General features: G+C 51.5%; 17 protein-coding genes and 2 pseudogenes. 14 read left to right on the top strand and 5 right to left on the bottom strand.

Annotated features, from left to right (window positions below):
- The first annotated feature begins 4 nt into the window (after positions 1-4).
- From OQV00_RS20170 to OQV00_RS20125, 9 genes are all read left to right on the top strand, one after another.
- Positions 5-814: an antA/AntB antirepressor family protein gene (locus tag OQV00_RS20170; RefSeq protein ID WP_049088959.1), complete on the top strand. Its 810-nt coding sequence runs from the start codon at positions 5-7 to the stop codon at positions 812-814.
- On the top strand, positions 807-986 hold the full coding sequence (locus tag OQV00_RS20165; protein WP_110225173.1) for a DUF4222 domain-containing protein: 180 nt from the start codon (positions 807-809) through the stop codon (positions 984-986). The genes OQV00_RS20170 and OQV00_RS20165 overlap by 8 nt, the downstream gene beginning before the upstream one ends.
- The gene (locus OQV00_RS27275) at positions 983-1,948 is read left to right on the top strand and encodes an ash family protein (RefSeq protein ID WP_443986795.1); all 966 of its coding nucleotides are present in this window, start codon (positions 983-985) and stop codon (positions 1,946-1,948) included. Before OQV00_RS20165 ends, OQV00_RS27275 begins: the two co-directional genes overlap by 4 nt.
- On the top strand, positions 1,945-2,448 hold the full coding sequence (locus OQV00_RS20150) for a hypothetical protein (RefSeq protein WP_266279326.1): 504 nt from the start codon (positions 1,945-1,947) through the stop codon (positions 2,446-2,448). Before OQV00_RS27275 ends, OQV00_RS20150 begins: the two co-directional genes overlap by 4 nt.
- On the top strand, positions 2,445-2,654 hold the full coding sequence (locus OQV00_RS20145) for a hypothetical protein (RefSeq protein ID WP_017146466.1): 210 nt from the start codon (positions 2,445-2,447) through the stop codon (positions 2,652-2,654). The genes OQV00_RS20150 and OQV00_RS20145 overlap by 4 nt, the downstream gene beginning before the upstream one ends.
- Complete coding sequence (locus OQV00_RS20140) at positions 2,651-3,277, top strand: hypothetical protein (RefSeq protein ID WP_117265329.1); 627 nt, start codon at positions 2,651-2,653, stop codon at positions 3,275-3,277. Before OQV00_RS20145 ends, OQV00_RS20140 begins: the two co-directional genes overlap by 4 nt.
- A 9-nt stretch (positions 3,278-3,286) precedes the next feature.
- A complete protein-coding gene (locus OQV00_RS20135) occupies positions 3,287-3,637 on the top strand; it encodes a hypothetical protein (protein WP_004848449.1) in 351 nt (116 codons plus the stop codon).
- Complete coding sequence (locus OQV00_RS20130; protein WP_266279323.1) at positions 3,630-6,392, top strand: TOPRIM and DUF927 domain-containing protein; 2,763 nt, start codon at positions 3,630-3,632, stop codon at positions 6,390-6,392. Before OQV00_RS20135 ends, OQV00_RS20130 begins: the two co-directional genes overlap by 8 nt.
- A gap of 339 nt (positions 6,393-6,731) precedes the next feature.
- Complete coding sequence (locus OQV00_RS20125) at positions 6,732-7,175, top strand: single-stranded DNA-binding protein (protein ID WP_266280704.1); 444 nt, start codon at positions 6,732-6,734, stop codon at positions 7,173-7,175.
- 148 nt (positions 7,176-7,323) lie between these two features.
- On the opposite strand, the gene OQV00_RS20120 is transcribed toward OQV00_RS20125, so the two are convergent.
- From OQV00_RS20120 to OQV00_RS20110, 3 genes and pseudogenes are all read right to left on the bottom strand, one after another.
- On the bottom strand, positions 7,324-8,409 hold the full coding sequence (locus OQV00_RS20120; protein ID WP_049085546.1) for a helix-turn-helix domain-containing protein: 1,086 nt from the start codon (positions 8,407-8,409) through the stop codon (positions 7,324-7,326).
- Positions 8,393-9,007: a hypothetical protein gene (locus OQV00_RS20115; protein ID WP_064188049.1), complete on the bottom strand. Its 615-nt coding sequence runs from the start codon at positions 9,005-9,007 to the stop codon at positions 8,393-8,395. The genes OQV00_RS20120 and OQV00_RS20115 overlap by 17 nt, the downstream gene beginning before the upstream one ends.
- Positions 9,008-9,481: 474 nt before the next feature.
- A pseudogene (locus OQV00_RS20110) lies at positions 9,482-10,026 on the bottom strand (hypothetical protein).
- Between the two features lie 198 nt (positions 10,027-10,224).
- Between OQV00_RS20110 and OQV00_RS20105 the strand changes: the two are divergent.
- From OQV00_RS20105 to OQV00_RS20090, 4 genes are all read left to right on the top strand, one after another.
- Positions 10,225-10,419, top strand: a complete 195-nt coding sequence (locus tag OQV00_RS20105; RefSeq protein ID WP_163585702.1) for a hypothetical protein — start codon at positions 10,225-10,227, stop codon at positions 10,417-10,419.
- Between the two features lie 31 nt (positions 10,420-10,450).
- Positions 10,451-12,268: a hypothetical protein gene (locus OQV00_RS20100; RefSeq protein ID WP_163585701.1), complete on the top strand. Its 1,818-nt coding sequence runs from the start codon at positions 10,451-10,453 to the stop codon at positions 12,266-12,268.
- 77 nt (positions 12,269-12,345) lie between these two features.
- Positions 12,346-12,852, top strand: coding sequence for a hypothetical protein (locus OQV00_RS20095; protein ID WP_163585700.1), 507 nt, complete (start codon positions 12,346-12,348; stop codon positions 12,850-12,852).
- Between the two features lie 518 nt (positions 12,853-13,370).
- Positions 13,371-14,003, top strand: coding sequence for an HGGxSTG domain-containing protein (locus OQV00_RS20090; RefSeq protein WP_163585698.1), 633 nt, complete (start codon positions 13,371-13,373; stop codon positions 14,001-14,003).
- Between the two features lie 498 nt (positions 14,004-14,501).
- On the opposite strand, the gene OQV00_RS20085 is transcribed toward OQV00_RS20090, so the two are convergent.
- A complete protein-coding gene (locus tag OQV00_RS20085; RefSeq protein WP_163585697.1) occupies positions 14,502-14,825 on the bottom strand; it encodes a hypothetical protein in 324 nt (107 codons plus the stop codon).
- Between the two features lie 214 nt (positions 14,826-15,039).
- Here OQV00_RS20085 and OQV00_RS20080 point away from each other — a divergent pair, with 214 nt between their 5' ends.
- Positions 15,040-15,333, top strand: a complete 294-nt coding sequence (locus tag OQV00_RS20080) for a hypothetical protein (protein WP_163585699.1) — start codon at positions 15,040-15,042, stop codon at positions 15,331-15,333.
- Positions 15,334-15,761: 428 nt separating this feature from the next.
- On the opposite strand, the pseudogene OQV00_RS27095 reads toward OQV00_RS20080, so the two are convergent.
- Positions 15,762-15,952, bottom strand: a pseudogene (locus OQV00_RS27095) (integrase); the annotation flags it as partial.
- Positions 15,953-15,984: the final 32 nt, after the last annotated feature.

Genomic DNA, 15,984 nt, shown 5'->3' with positions numbered 1-15,984 from the left:
CAAAATGAAAATCGAAAAAAGCAGATTAAATTCTGAGGCCTCCCCTCAACCTGGTATTAACCACAGCGTAATTAACGGTAACGACTTTGCCGCTATTGTCCCTGTTATTTCCGGTCAGATTGGCGGGCGTGAAACCAATATTGCGAGCGCCAGAGCTTTGCATAAAGCGCTGGGTGTGGGCCGCGACTTTACCAACTGGATTAAAGGCCGCATCGACCAGTACGGATTTGTAGCCGGGACTGACTACATCCGTGTTGAAAATTTGAGCTCACCAAAACGGGCGAGCGCAAAATTTCGCCAGCAAATCGAGCATGATTACCTTCTCTCGCTGGATATGGCTAAAGAAGTGGCAATGGTTGAGCGTAACGAGCAGGGGCGAGCCGTGCGCAGGTACTTCATCCAGTGCGAGGAAGCGTTACAGCTGAGTGCGCCGGAAATCGCCGCGAAGTACCGCCGCCACCTCAAAGCCCGCATTGGCGCTGCCAGCCTCTTTAAGCCGATGTGCGCCGCTCTGGAGGCTGCCCGCGCAGAACAGGGGAAAGAGACGCAAGTCCGCCACTACAGCAACGAGAGCAATATGATCGCCCGCATTGTTTTGGGTGGAGTGACCGCTAAGCAGTGGGCGCAGGTGAACGGTATCGACGGCGAACCGCGCGATAGCATGAGTGCCGGCCAACTGGAGCATCTCAGCTACCTGGAGAGCACCAACATCACGCTGATTGATATGGGTATGGGGTACGACCAGCGCAAAGCGGAATTAACCCGCCTGTCTCAGCGTTGGCTGGCTAAACGTCTGGGGGCTAACGATGAATAATCCCACCAGCACACCGCTGCCAAATCACTCCTACCGCGACGCGCAGGGCCAGACGGTGAACGTCGTATCTGTGGCGCACAACCGAGTGACGTTCTATCGCGAGGGGTACCAGTTCCCGTGCGTACAGCCCATTGAGCGCTTCATTAAGGAGTACACGGAGGTGAGGCAATGATTACCGCCGTCCAGGGTCAAAGCCTTTCTCTGGCTGGCCTGATGTATGCAAAAGTTAACGCTCTGCGGGCGGTGCGCCACCGCGGGAACCTGTCAAAACTTGTCACTTTGCGGTCCACTGATAGTGGCGCACAAAACGCCTGGCGGAGTTTCGAGACAATTACGCCCGCGGGTAAGCGTTCGGAAACTGACTATCTGGAAGATAGCGTGTCCGGCGCCGGCGGTGGATGCGGGGCCCATCACACCGCCAGCTATAAATTGCCGCACCGTGACAAAAAGGGCTTGCGGCCTGACGGTATCCCGGTCTATGGTTATAGCGCACCAGCAAAATCTGGTGCCGGGATTGGCGTCCTGGTAATGATTAAGGCGACACATGACGCGCCAAGCGTCTTTTTTTGTGCCGTTAATCCAACTCACGATTTTTTCAGCGATGCGGTTATAATCCGTGCCGCTCACAAAATTATGGTGGGCTGGATGGGGGCTTCTTCGGAAGCGCCGGTTTCCTTGATCGCCGGTTACGCCAACCCTGTCCAGTCCACCACCAGTAAGATTGGCGTCTTTGGTGGTGGGGTTAAAACCACGATCAAGGAGGCGGCCAAATGGCTACTACCCCTACCCAAAATCCGCAATTTATCTGGATTATCGCAGCAGTTCGCCGCGATATGCCGACAATTAAACCCCAACTTCACCATATCGCCGCACCTTCTGAGCGTGAAGCCCGCCGTTCTCTGGTTCGCGAACACGTCTGCTTTTTTGCCGGCCGCATCCGTCTGGAGGTGGCTCATGCGTAACTATTTCCGCATCACCGGCTACGCCGTTAATAAGCGCGGTTTAACGGTTGGTATCGGTTATCAGCTCATATCCAGCGACACCAAAACAGCAACGGCCCACGCAGTGCTTCAGGCGCAGCGTGAAGGTCTCAGCCATGTGCGCATTACCCGCGTTCAGGAGGTATCGGCATGATGAATATTGCTCAAAGAGATCGAATCCTGGCGTCTGTAAACCAGGTCATTGGGCGCAAAGAGAGTGTTGTGCCTAATACCCCAGAAAATAATTCTCACGATCGTTTATTGCGGATAAGCGCTGGTCTCTTGCACCTGTTAAATGAGGTTCTCCCTGGCATGGCCAATACAGCTGAACGCGACGAAATAGCCGTGTGGGTAGATGCGATGTATTCCATCACGATGATAGAAGCGTTGGATGCAAAACCACCTACGCCCACCACCGTGCCAGCCTTGCGCAATGAGATACCAGTGCCGACTGGTAATGATGCCGCAACCACAGTGCGTTATGCCGCAGAACTGCAGGTATTGTGGGAGCTTCATCTTGATACTCGCTTGCGAGAAGTCAACCCCAAAGCTGGCGCCAGACTATGGACGCTAATTAACGAACTTAACTACGCAGCTCAGCGTACGGAAAGCAGATACAACCGCCTGTTGTTAAAGCTGGAGGGCATGAAATGAGAGAGTTTCGTGTGTTTTCCACGTGTCTCGATCGTGCCGGTTACCCGGTGCCTGTTACATGGCGCGGGTATGCCAGTAGTTCAGATGTTGCGATCAGAAAAATGGAGCATGAGGCTAAAAGCAATGGCTGGAGCGTTGCGCTGATTGTTTTTGTACAGCAAAGAAGAGTGGCGCGCGATAAGTCGCTGGTGGAGATAAAGGCATGAGCAATATTTACCCACTCCCGAAAAAGCCGGGTAGTACCGATCCATTCCGTGCAGAGCCTACGCCTGAAGGGCTGAGAATAACCAGCTCTGGTGGCGATGGTCGTGAAACAGTTCAGCTTATCGCTTATGACGAAGCCGTGAACCGTCTGGACGCGGGAGATTATGACGATTCCAGCACGGGTTATGACATTCACCTTGCTGTAGCAGAGGGCGGAAACTGTGGATATTTCGACTTTACCGCGCAGCATAACGTCACTATGTGGCGATGGCTGATTGCCGCGGCGTTCATCACCGAGATGAAGCTGAAAAACGGTACGACCATTGTTACTGAGCCGGACGGCACGTCATCGCAGGTGGCGGTTTATTCCAATGGCAAAGCGTCTATCACGGTTTATCCATTCTCTGAGCGCCTGGCGATGGCAAATAACATCGAGGGGGCAATGATTGAACGCTACGGCTCAGAAGAGGGCGCGGAAAACGCCATTGTGTTTTATCAGGCCATGCTGGATGTGGAGGCCGGAGAACTAACCGCATTCGGACGAGAAACGCTGGCAGAACTACACGATCACTTCATCAGCGATCTGCAGCAAAACGGATGGCCTGAAATGCCATTGACGCACTGAGGGGGCCAGATGATTACTAAGAACTTCCGGCTTAATGCGCTGGCGAACCAGTACGCAGCGGCGCTGTATGACCATATTACCGCCACCAGCCACGGCGACTACTTCATGATTGATGCGGGTGGTGAGCCTGTGCGTGTAGAGATTGCTGGTGGAGTGAAAGGTATCCGTAACCTTATCGACGGCTACGCGCTGGAGGCGCTGAAAGAACATTACCCGCAGTGGGAAAGCGTAGGGATCGAGCTGCTTAGCCGCTGCGTTACCGCTGCCGGTCTGACCGGTCGCGGTCGTGAGATATGGCAAAGCATGGTTAACGATATGGGCGCAACCGTGGCAGGCAATCACGGGGGTAAGAATGCGTAATATCGACCTTATTCGCGAAGTGACTCATGCCGCCGCTGGCCGCTGGCCTTCGGTGCTGGCGGGCCTGCATATCAATGTGCCGGATTCACCGCGCAGGCATGGCCCGTGCCCGTCCTGTGGCGGTTCGGATCGCTTCCGTTTCGATGATGGCGGCCGCGGCAGCTTTATCTGCAACCAGTGCGGCGCCGGTGACGGCCTTGACCTAATTCGAAAGGTGAACAAATGCGATACCTCAGAGGCCGCGCGACTGGCGGCTGATGTGCTGGGTATTGATTACCGGGCAGCAGTACAGGACGACGCCACCGCCAGCCAGAGGCGGGAGCAGCTGGAAGCCGAGCGTACACAACTGGAGCAGGAGCGCCTGCAGCGGGCGGCAGTGGACGCACAGCAGCGCCGGGCTACGTTTTCCCGTCTGTACGATGAGAGGCGCCAGAACGCCACTCAGGGCGAATCTGAATACCTGACTGATAAGGGGCTGAACGGCTTCACCTTCCCCATTCTTTCCGATGGTTCAATTTTGCTGACCCTGGTAGATGAGGCTGGCGCAGTCGTGGCAGCGCAGACCATTACGCGTGAAGGAGTGAAGCGGCTGGTGGCCGGCTCTGCAAAGCGCGGCGCATATCACGCCGTGAACACGCCAGAAGACCCGCAGACCGTGTTAATTGCCGAGGGGTTGGCTACTGCTCTAACGTGTCACTTAATTTGCCCTGATGCTCTGACAGTAGCAGGAATAGACGCGGGCAACCTGCTGCCCGTCGCGGAAGTGATGCGCCGAAAGTACCCGCTGGCGCAGATCGTCATTGCCGCCGATAACGACAGATTAGACGACAAGCCCAACACTGGCACAGAGCGTGCCGAGAAAGCGGCCTTATCCGTGGATGGTTATGTATCCGTGCCGCCGACAGACTATAAGGCCGACTGGAACGACTACCACCAGCAGCACGGGCTGGCAGCCGCTACAGCAGCCTTTAACGATTCGATGTATCAACCGCAGGGGGACCGCGTGAAACCGCAGTTACAGGCCATTGAGGGCGGAAAGTCCGGTCAGCCAGAGAAAGACCCGCTTAAGCCGCATGTTGAGAGCCGCGCAGACGGCGTTTTCTGGGTAACACCGAAAGTGGACAAGGACAGCGGGGAGGTTATCAACCAGGAAGCGTGGCTGTGTTCGCCGCTGGAAGTGGTGGGCACCGGCCGGGATGATAAAGACCAGTACCTGATTATCCGCTGGCAGGCATTCGGTGTCAGCGCGCTGACGACTGCCGCAATCCCCCTGGCTGATATTGGCGAGCGTGAAGGCTGGCGCACCCTGAAGGCGGGCGGGATTAACGTCACCACCAAAAGCAGCCTGCGCGCGATCCTGGCCGACTGGCTACAGCGCAGCGGCGCGCGGGAGCTGTGGCGCGTTGCCCACGCGACGGGCTGGCAGTGCGGGGCATACATCATGCCGGACGGCGAGGTTATCGGAACGCCGGAACATCCGGTGCTGTTCAACGGCCGCAGCTCGGCGGCGGCCGGCTACACCGTCAAAGGCACTGCTGAGGACTGGCGCGGCAGCGTGGCGCACCTGGTAGCCGGTAACTACTCCATGATGACTGCGACCGCCGCAGCGCTGGCGGCGCCGCTGATTGGCCTGGCGGGCGCCGATGGCTTCGGGATCCACTTCTATGAGCAGTCGAGCGCGGGCAAGACCACCACGGCGAACGTGGCCAGCAGCCTATATGGCAACCCGGATTTACTGCGCCTGACGTGGTACGGCACGGCGCTGGGGCTGGCGAACGAAGCCGCCGCACACAATGACGGCCTGATGCCGCTGGATGAGGTCGGCCAGGGATCCGACCCGGTAAGCGTGTCGCAGTCTGCCTATGCGCTTTTTAACGGGGTTGGGAAGCTGCAGGGTGCGAAGGAGGGCGGCAACCGGGACTTAAAGCGCTGGCGCACCGTGGCAATCAGCACCGGCGAGATGGATTTGGAAACCTTCATCGCGGGCGCCGGCCGCAGGACCAAAGCCGGGCAACTGGTGCGGCTGCTGAATATCCCGCTGAGTAAGGCGGTTCACTTCCATAAGCACCAGAACGGCAAGCAGCACGCGGATGCGCTGAAGGAGGAATACCAGCACCACCACGGCGCCGCTGGGCGGCAGTGGATTAAGTGGCTGGCCGACCACCAGCAGCAGGCTACAGAAGCTGTCAGGGAGTGTGAGGCCCGCTGGCGCGGCCTGATACCTGCAGACTACGGCGAGCAGGTACATCGCGTAGCCGCCAGGTTCGCTATTCTGGAGGCGGCGTTGCTGCTGAGCGCCGAGATCACCGGCTGGGATGCACAGACCTGCCGGGATGCGGTACAGCACAGCTATAACGCCTGGCTGCGGGAGTTCGGCACCGGCAACAAAGAGCATCAGCAGATCATCGAGCAAACGGAGGCGTTTCTTAACGCCTACGGCCTGAGCCGGTTTGCGCCGTTCCCTTACAGCCCGGCCGACCTGCCAATAAAAGAACTGGCCGGCTACCGGCGGCGCCATGGGGAACACGACGAGAGCCCGATATCGTTCTATACGTTCCCGGCAACGTTCGAGAAGGAAATCGCCGCGGGCTTTAATCACAAGCAGTTTGCCGAAGTACTGAAAAGAGCGGGAATGCTGACGCCGCCGAGCAGCGGACGCGGATATCAGCGCAAGTCTCCACGTATCCAGGGGAGGCAGATCAACGTTTACGTCCTCAACTACCTGCCGGAGGACTACAACCAGCCAGAGGAATAGTATTTCTCACATACGAGTAAAAGGTGTTGGTTCAGTCAGTTCAGTTGGTTCAGTAATTAAAGGTTACTGTTTTATAAGCATTTTAATTATGAATCTGAACCAACACTGAACCAACAAATGCCTGTTTTGAACCAACGCCAGCGCGTAGAGTTTTTTCCCTGGCAGGCGGTGAACCAACAGAATGCCTCGCTGAACCAACGCAAAATTGCTGAAGTTGGTTCAGGAAAACCCAGTAACGGCGCGGGCTTGCGGGCAGCGAACCAACTGAACCAACTGAACCAACACTATTTCTGTTTATTATCAGAAAAAAAACAGAGACTGACCGAGAGAGAGGTGAGCATGACAGCACAAATTTCAGCATACGGGCGGCTGGTGGCCGACCCTGAGACCCGGACAACGGGAAAAGGTACAAACATGGCTATGGCCCGCCTGGCGGTAGCTCTGCCCTGTAATGCGGCAGATAACGGAGAGGCTACTTTCTGGCTGGGTGTCATTGCCTTTGGTAAGCAGGCTGACGCACTGGCCAAACATAGGAAAGGCGACCTTGTCAGCGTGGCGGGCAATATGCAACTCAATCATTGGACGGGGCAGGATGGTGCTGCTCAGCAGGGCTATCAGGTAATTGCGGACAGTGTGCTCAGTGCCAGAACGGTACGCCCAGGCGGTAAAGCAGGGCTGCAGGGGCAAGCTACGGATGCCCTGCGCCGTGCCCATGAGCAACAACCACTAGACAACGGTTATGAGGGATACGACCAGACGCCGCCGTATGAAGAAGATTCCTGAGACTGATGACGTCCAAGCCTCAAAGTGAGGATGTGTAAAAATATCAATTGGTTGAGTGGTCTAAAATTCCGCCAGCTACCAACTGGCGGAATAATATTGCGTGTCTTACGACCACGTACAGGCATGAGTGGATTGCCGGTGCCGGATCTTATTTCACCAATCTCAGGCCGCTTTTCTTGTTCATTGGGTAAAGGCGCTCTATTTCTTCGTAATTCAAAGAAAAGACCTGGGCCAACTCATCTTCATCATAATCAAGTTCCTGTTTGACATGGTTGAAAATTTCAGCGAGTAATGTTGGTTTCTCGTCGTTGGCTGATAGTTGGACCGGTTCATTAAGCCTATATCCTCGTGAGGACATTTGGCGCCATATGTACTCGTTCTGACCTTGATTTAAAAATCCCAGCGTCTTAGCTCTGAAAATAATTGATGCCATTGATACCCTCCAATAGGGCTTCAATGTTGCAGCCTTTTCTACACTCATGTCTCGAAGGTATGGAGACACATCGCGCGCAGGCATCAAAAATTCCGCAGCGAATGTATCCGCTTCGCTTTCCATATTCTGGTTGGGTGACTTATGCATCACCAGGTGCCCAAGCTCATGTGCTAGCGTAAAACGATACCTATCAAGAGGTTGATTTTTATTGATAAAAATTACAGGAGGTAGCCCTGGTAAATTGTAGCTCACCCCAGACAGCCCCGTATCATCCATATCGCAATCAATAATTAGGCATCCAGCCCTCTCAAGCACTTCAATCAGGTTTTTTACTGGTCCAGCAGGCATGTACCAAGCTTTTCTAACGTTCCTGGCTATTTCGCCAGCATCCCCATTGTAATCATCGGGATCGTAGCTTGGCATTTCAAACTCTGGTTCAAATTCAACAAACTGTAATAGCTTTCTGATGTGAGCAATTCTGACATTTATTTCCGCTATTAAGCGGTCCAAAACTTTTATGCCCACAGATGCTTTTTTTCTATACATCGGCGCGGCACTTATTGGGCCGCCGTAAATGCGCTCAGGCATGCAAAAAAAACTAACCGGGCATGATAAAGCAACTGACAACTTATCGGCTTGTTCGTCAGTAACAGTTTTGAGACCCTGCTCTATTTTAGAAAGAGTCCCTTGAGACATGCCGACTCTATCAGAAAGAGCCTTTTGGCTAATACCCAGCATTCTTCTACGAAGCTCAATCATCTCATGCCTGATTACTTTGTTGAAATCAGGATGTTGTGCCATCTTTTCCTACCACTTTATCTTTTGCACTTTTGCGAGATTTAATAACTTTCTTGGCAACTGTTTCTGCTGGTTTGTTGACCACGTTAGGCTCAATTACACGAGGCATCTCAATGATGTTTTCAGCGTTAATATCAATCGCCCATGCAACGAATTTATCTTTCCTTTGAACAATTGCAATTTTATCAATATTGATACCATCGCGGTCGAGCACATACAAAAGCTCCAGCCTGACCTCACCGCCAAACATATCAATTTCAGGATCATGGTATTTCATCGCTGATTGAGTTTGAAGGTTAGACGAAAGAAAGTTTGAGTCTGCTTTCTTAAATTTAAGGAAAAAACGGTCATTAATCGCAAAACCCTGGTTGTAGGGGATTTTAGCAAATCTTATGCCCGTATGCTCGCCAGTGGACAGCTCCTTCATCATTTCGAAAAAGTAATCATTCCAAACCAAATTAGCACGTACACGCTTATGTTGCATTCTGGGTGCCACTGGCCCAGCAATCCATGAATCCCACGCTGCGTAAACGGCTTTACGCAAGAGAGGGAAGTATGGTTCAAGCTCAAGCATCGCTTCTTCTTTGGAGATTAGAGACATAAAACATACTCTGTTAGTGATGGTAAAAGTAAGATTATCACCAACAACAAAAATGACAACAAAATATTCCTAAAAATATTCCATTTTTTGTATGTTTTTGATTTTAATGATAATTTTCTGAGTTTGATTTGCCCGTATTCTGTTGTAAGGGAGTGGTGAAACGCTGCTGTAATGTCCTGCTCAATGGCTCTACATGATATCAGATGGCTGATGTGATCAGGATAAAATAAAGAGGGGCTTAAACATTTTCGAGCCCACTGAACACAGAATCGCAAAAACCCCCTAGATCAGCGTTCAAGCATTTCACGTAGAATCATGCCGCTCATAAAATGCCCATATCTTATTTATAGGCAGAAACGGTGTGTTCTGGCTATGTATGGCAGAAATGGTGTGTTCTGCCTATAGATAGGCAGGTTTGACGTGTTCTGGCTATGTATAGGCGTATAGGCACATCAGGGGTGATAACTCTTAGAGTTAACTTGCTGCGCTGGGAGGGATTGGGTATCTCAGGTCGATTTGTGGCGCATCGCTTAGAAGCGGGCCAGATTTTGCCATCAGGTATCCGGCGATTTCTTCAGGCGTCAAATCTACCTGGAGCATGTCTTCATGCTGGAACCATTCATTAGGCCAGTAATGAGGTCGGACGGATTGGCATCAAAGTTGTTCTCCAGCAATCCCAGCGCGTAGCTTTGTTCCGATTCCTTGCCTTCAGCATTGCACACGAAACTAATTATCTGAACGAGTTCATCCCAGGTTAAATCCGCAATGTATTTCTCCTGATTAAATGCCATCCGGGTAAAGTTCTTTGCGTCGGCCCATGAGGAAAAGTCACGGAAATCAGAGAATTCATACGGATTAACGACCTGCCTGTTCCAGTCATTAATCATCGCTTTTAGCCCTTCATCATCTTCGCCGGCGCCGTTATCAATTTGCGACAGTATCTCTTTGGCCATATCCGCCAGTTCCTTTAGTTTCTGACGGCTGATTTTGGCTGGTTTCATGCGTTCAGGTAAGGGCATCAGGTCTTCCTTGTTAAGTTGAGACTCAGCAGCGAAAAGTCATTATGCAATCTTCGTCAAGTACTCGCCAAAAGTCTATAAAACAATCAATTTTCCTTCTGGTAACGATCGAAATTATTCTTTCATTAATTGCAATGTATGTAATGATCATTTCAATATGTGAAATTATAATGGCTGTATAAATATCAGGAGGTGGCCATGTCGAAACAGTCCGTCAAACCTGTCTTGCTCAGCGAAGCACAGATTCAGGCAATAAGAAAAATTCAGGAAAAGCAGCGTCTGCAATCAGGTATCGGTGTTGCGCCAACTGTCCATGAAATCGCTCGAGGACTCGTGGATAAAGCACTAGCGTCCCTTTCTAAGGAGTGCATGCCTGACGGCGTTTGTTCTTAATTTTTATCATTACCTAATTGAGGTTTTTTCAATGGTAGCTAAGTCGATCGTCGACATTGACGTAAATGACGACAAGTTTGTCGCGTTTATGGAGCGGTTTCGCGAATACCAGAGTGCGCTGGATGATTTGCCGGAAGCCTGGCGCGTGGCCGCCGTCGGCATTGGCGAGGGCAGCAAAGAGACCGAGAAGGCTAAAGGTGAGGCGAAGGAATTAGGCGCGGAGTTTAATGCCGTTGCCGAAGCAATCCTGACCATTAACAGCGGTCTCGACCGGCTGAATAACAACCTCGACGACTCGAAGAAAAAGCAGGATGAGTTCAACAAAAGCGCCCGTTCTGGAAAGGGATTCATCAGCGACGCCACGAAGGATGCCAAATCGCTGGCAGGGCATATCAAGGAAGCGACGGCCAGCCTCCTGTCCTGGGGTGGTATTGTCGGGATATTTACCGGCGTCCTGGGCGTTGGCGGCCTGTTTGGCATCAACCGGCTGGCGGCCACCACCGGCGCCCAGCGGTTTACTTCTCTCGGGCTCGGGACGAGCATCGGCGCGCTGGATTCCACCGCCATAAACTACCAGAAAGCGCTGGGTAATCCGGCGGGTACGCTGGGCGCTATCCGTGATTCTCAAATGGACCTGTCTAAGCGCTGGACGTTTCAGGCGATGGGGATTAACGACCCCGACCAGGACCCGGCCAAACTGCTCCCGCAGATGATCCGCAACGCGCGCGATATCTTCGTGCAGAACGGCAGCACGCTGCAAGGTGCGCAGGCGCACGGCCTGACAAACTTCTTTACGCTGGACGACCTGAACCGCTTCAAAAACATGAGCGATGAGGAAATCACCGCTATGGAGAAGCGCGCGCAGCAGGATGCGCGCATGTTGCAAATTACCGACCAGCAGGCGCGCCAGTGGCAGGATTTTAACGTCCAGCTCGACTACAGCAGCCAGAGCATCAGGAACACGTTTGTGCGTGGGCTGGGGCCACTCACGCCGCAGCTGAGCAAACTGTCAGATTCCCTGTCCGGAGCGATTGATGCTGTCCTGAAATCACCTGAGCTGGGTAAATGGATTGATGGCCTGGCTGGTGGCATTGAGAAGTTCGGTAACTATCTTGCATCCCCGGACTTCACTAACGATGTTAACCAGTTCATGACAAATATCAGGGAAATGGGCGTAACTGTCGATAACGTCGTTAAGTTTCTTAAGGGTGAAACATTTAATGACTGGATGAAAAAATCGGAGGATAGCGCAAACTCTGCAGCTGACTGGGTAAAAGATAAAACTGGATTTGATCCGAGAAGCGTTGGCCCCACAATGAAAGAGTTTTTAGCCCCGTCGTGGGGCAAGATTAAATCGGCGTTTATTTATGGTGACTTAAATCCCGTTTTTTCAACGCCTGCAGACATCTCTGATAAGTCTCGCACTATTGCCGATCGGTTCAATAATCCCGGTAATTTGCGCTCAGCTTATGGGTACGATACCCATAACACCAAAAGCGGTAAGTTTGCCGTGTTCCCTACACTGGATGAGGGCGTGTTAGCGGCGACTAAGCAGCTTCAGATTTATGGTGCCCGCGGCATCAATACGATTGATGAAATTTCCAGGCGCTGGGCTCCGTCAAAGGAGAACGACACGCAGGAATATATTCGTCATGTCGTAAGAACTACCGGGTTTAATGAACATCAGCAGCTTAACCTTAACGACCCGAAAGTGCTGGCAAAACTTATTTCGGCGATGGCATCTAAAGAAGGTGCCGGCAACAGGGTGACTGAGGGCGCCATCATCCAGATTTTTAATAACACAGGGGGTAATGCGATTGTGTCTGCTGCTCAGCTTGGTGCCCGGTAATGGTGTCTTTTGCCCAGCAATGAGTTCCCTTGTTAACGTTTCAATTATATGCCACCAGCGACCTTATGGAGATATCTATGTTAATGAGTAAAGCCGAGTATGCGCGTCATCGCGGGGTAAGCCGGCAGACGGTATATGACTGGGTGGCGAAAGGCGAGGTCGTGGTCTCTGGCACGAAAATCGATGTAGAAGCGACGGAACGTAGTTTGCAGAAGGAAGAGCAAACCCCGGACGAACGCCATCCTCGCGTGTTGGAAATGACGTGGGGGCAATTCTGGGCGGCGGTTAAGGCATTAGACGGAAAATCCCCTGCACCTCGTACTGAAGACGAGATAAAGCAACGTGTCTTGCATGCGGCGAGAGAGTTGAACTGGACAGTTGAGTTTATCGAAGATGGTGGAATTTACATGTGTGACGGCGATACTGAGTTTTACCTCACAACGTATAACCAACTCATTCAAAATGCAGACATAGCAATCCGGCTTATCCGCTGTGATGTTTGTTATACCGCCTCTGAGTGCCCTAATGATGAAGATGAATGGAGTAAAGAAGGGATGGCAGCGCTGGCCGAGTGGGCAAGCTAATAAAAACAGGTCGCTGTAAGGTGTCAACCATGACGTGAAAAACCGAGAAACGAAACCCGACAGGTTGACACTTTTATCGAAAAACCGTCGGACACGAAACCGATATCTTTACATTTTCCTCAGTGAGTATAGCTGCAAGCACCGCCGTTACTGGGTTTATGCGATTTAAACCTCATCGCGAAAGTGTCAACCTGATGCTTAGAAATGCCAGGTATTTGAGGAAAAGTGTCAACCTGACCTCCTAAGATTTCCTAATGATTTCGGAAATCCATTTCTCTGTTTTCTGGCCAGCAGACCGCGATACGCAAGATTCTTGTCAGGCTATATCCCTCTTTTTAGGCTATTTCCCCCATGGAAGGCTGTGCTTCCAATACCGGTGAATGCTGTAAACTGCGAAGTGCGCCCCTACCCCATGAGATGTTAAGAATTGCTAAGGTTTCTGGCGGGGGAGGCGGATAATTGCGCTGACGGACTTACCCTATGAGGTATACAGATTTATTCATATTTACGGGGGGATTATGGATAAAGATCTGAGGCAGATGCTGCTGACGCTGCGTAAAGAGCGTGAAGATTTTTGCCAGTTGAGGCGCGAGCTTCGTGAGCAGGGTAATGACTGGCTGCCGTACCCTGAACACTTACGGGCTATTCCATGTGGCGCGACAACCCGTGCGGGCACTCCGTGCAAAATGACTACGATATACCACAATGGTCGCTGTAAGTTACACGGTGGGAAAAGCACCGGGGCAAAGACCAGGGCCGGCCGTAAACGTCAGCGCGACGGCTATAGGGCATGGCTGGAGAAACAGCGAGACAGCAAGGCGGGCAGGAAGCGAACGCGCGAATATACCCGCGATATGGCCAGAATTTGTGCATCAACCTTATCGGAGATTGTAGCCAGCGAAACGGACAGAGCGTTACAACCAGTCGATGGTATTAGCTTACGCCTTTCAGGTGGTACGCTGGTGGCAGTGCTGCCGCATGGCCATAGCATCGCGGTAACGCTGACGACCACTAGCCCACGATATGGTGGCGCCCGATGGTGGTATGTTTGTCCGGATTGCGGGGGACGAAAAGCCTTCCTGTATCTTCACAATGAATCACTGTGCTGTCGACGGTGTGCCGGTATTCATTACGCCAGCCAGAGCAAATAGCTTTATCGGGAGATGGCGGGGCAAGATCACGAACAGTTCCAGAGCTATACTCCATATCAATTTGCCATATCTCGTAATGAGCATGGTCGCATACACGGTTTTTTCATCGGCAATGTATTCTATGTTGTGTGGCTCGATCCCGACCACCAGTTATACCCCGGCAAATAGTTAACCCGTTGATTTAAGCATCCATCCTCACTTTGGGTTTAAGGTTCACATCATTTCTGACGCTATCGGTTAACAGAATTATGCACTGTAGGTCTGCTCAGTGCGTTGAGAAGAACAGGAGCATGCAGCCTGTAACAACGGCGATAACGATGAGAACGATCAGTTGCGTTCTAATCATCTCTTAACCTGCTGGCATTTTCGGGGGGATCAGGTTTTTTACGGCGTTCCCGTTTTCTGATTGCTCGCAAAATAGACTCAGATAAAAAGCTGGTGGGATCTCCCGGAGGTTCCGTCGGCAGTTGGGCATCTGGCGTTGTTCGTTTCGGTCTTTTAGGCACTTATCAGTCCTCCCGCTCGGTTTTTATTCTCAATAGTCTGATTTCTTGCTGTGCTATGACTACCAGTTACCGAAGTTGTTCCCCCCGGCCCAAGTACGAATCCGTCCAATATCTTCCAGCGATTCCTGTGCGCATTGAGATTAGACAGAAGTTTTCCCTCTTCGTTTTGTTTGAGCTGGAGGCGTGCGGCTAGCTTGCTGCGAAGGGCATCGAGCAGCCATGCTGTTCTGTCGCCTCCTGATGCCGCTACCGCCCGATTAAAAGTGTCATACAATTCAGCCGGAACGCGGAATGCTACAGGGTTGGGTGTGCTCATTAGGCCGCCTTGTCAGTATTTTATATATACAGTATACCACTGTGTAACGTTGTTATACGGAGGTGGGGAGGCTGGCTATGCCTGGCTCTGACTGCCTGCCATCAGCATTACCTACCTTTTCTAACGGGGCACAGCATGTCGTTGCGAAAGATCAATATTGACTAATGCTTCAACGAATACTTTGGATGTTCATCTACTGCTCGGAGAGAGCCAAATGAACATCAAACTCGTTACCATATCCATACTCGCTGCCGCTTTCGTCTTTGTATCAGATATGGCCATCGCCAAATCGAACCAGTTAACTGACGACCAGGTTAAGCAAAGAATTATCGACGACTCTATAGCATCCTACCCAGGCACCTGCGCTTGTCCGTTCAATACGGCACGGAACGGAAGCTCATGCGGCCGCCGCAGCGCCTGGAGCAAAGCGGGAGGTTATTCACCCACCTGCTACAAAAAAGAGGTCACGAAGGAGATGGTCAAAGAATGGCGTCAGCAGAATCAGTAACGGTAACTGTCTGCTGAATGTGTGATTTTGCTGTCTGAAACATCGTGAATGTTGGTTCAACCCGCTAAATGTTGGTTCAAAATAGGGTGGTGTTGGTTCAGTTTTTTGAGAAATATATAAACAAAACAATGGTCTTTACGTATTGAGGCAACTGAACCAACCGAACCAACACATTTTGCATGTATATAGAGAAATTTTTCCGCACATAAATTTGGGCGCGATTTTGTACCGGTGGATATTACCGACATGTGAGAAGGTACCCTGAGCCCCAAATTGCACGATAAATAGTCAATTCTCATCCGCAGAAAAATATATGGGGGTACATTTGGGGGTATGTGTGATTTTATGAATCTATATAGTTAAATAAAATCAATTTTTTATGTGTTTATATCGAATCCTGTAGGGGTACCATTCAAAATCAACAGTTATCAACTTCCTCCAGTCGCTGATTTTTCCTCGTGGGACATATTTGGGACATCTTCTGCAAAAATGGCGTCAATTTATCGCTCAGCTCCGTGAAATGGTGAGGTGTCAGGTGGCATCTTTGCGTATCATCTCTACGTGTTCCCACTGCTTGTAGAACAGAAAGCGGAACGCCAGACTGAATTAGCCAACTGGCGGCCATCGGTTCGACCAGACAATCTAGTTAGA

Source organism: Klebsiella sp. DY2415, from assembly GCF_026314315.1.
Classification (GTDB): Bacteria; Pseudomonadota; Gammaproteobacteria; order Enterobacterales; family Enterobacteriaceae; genus Klebsiella; species Klebsiella ornithinolytica.
Note: the sequence above shows the minus strand (reverse complement) of the source record. Positions and strands in the feature narration are given on the sequence as shown.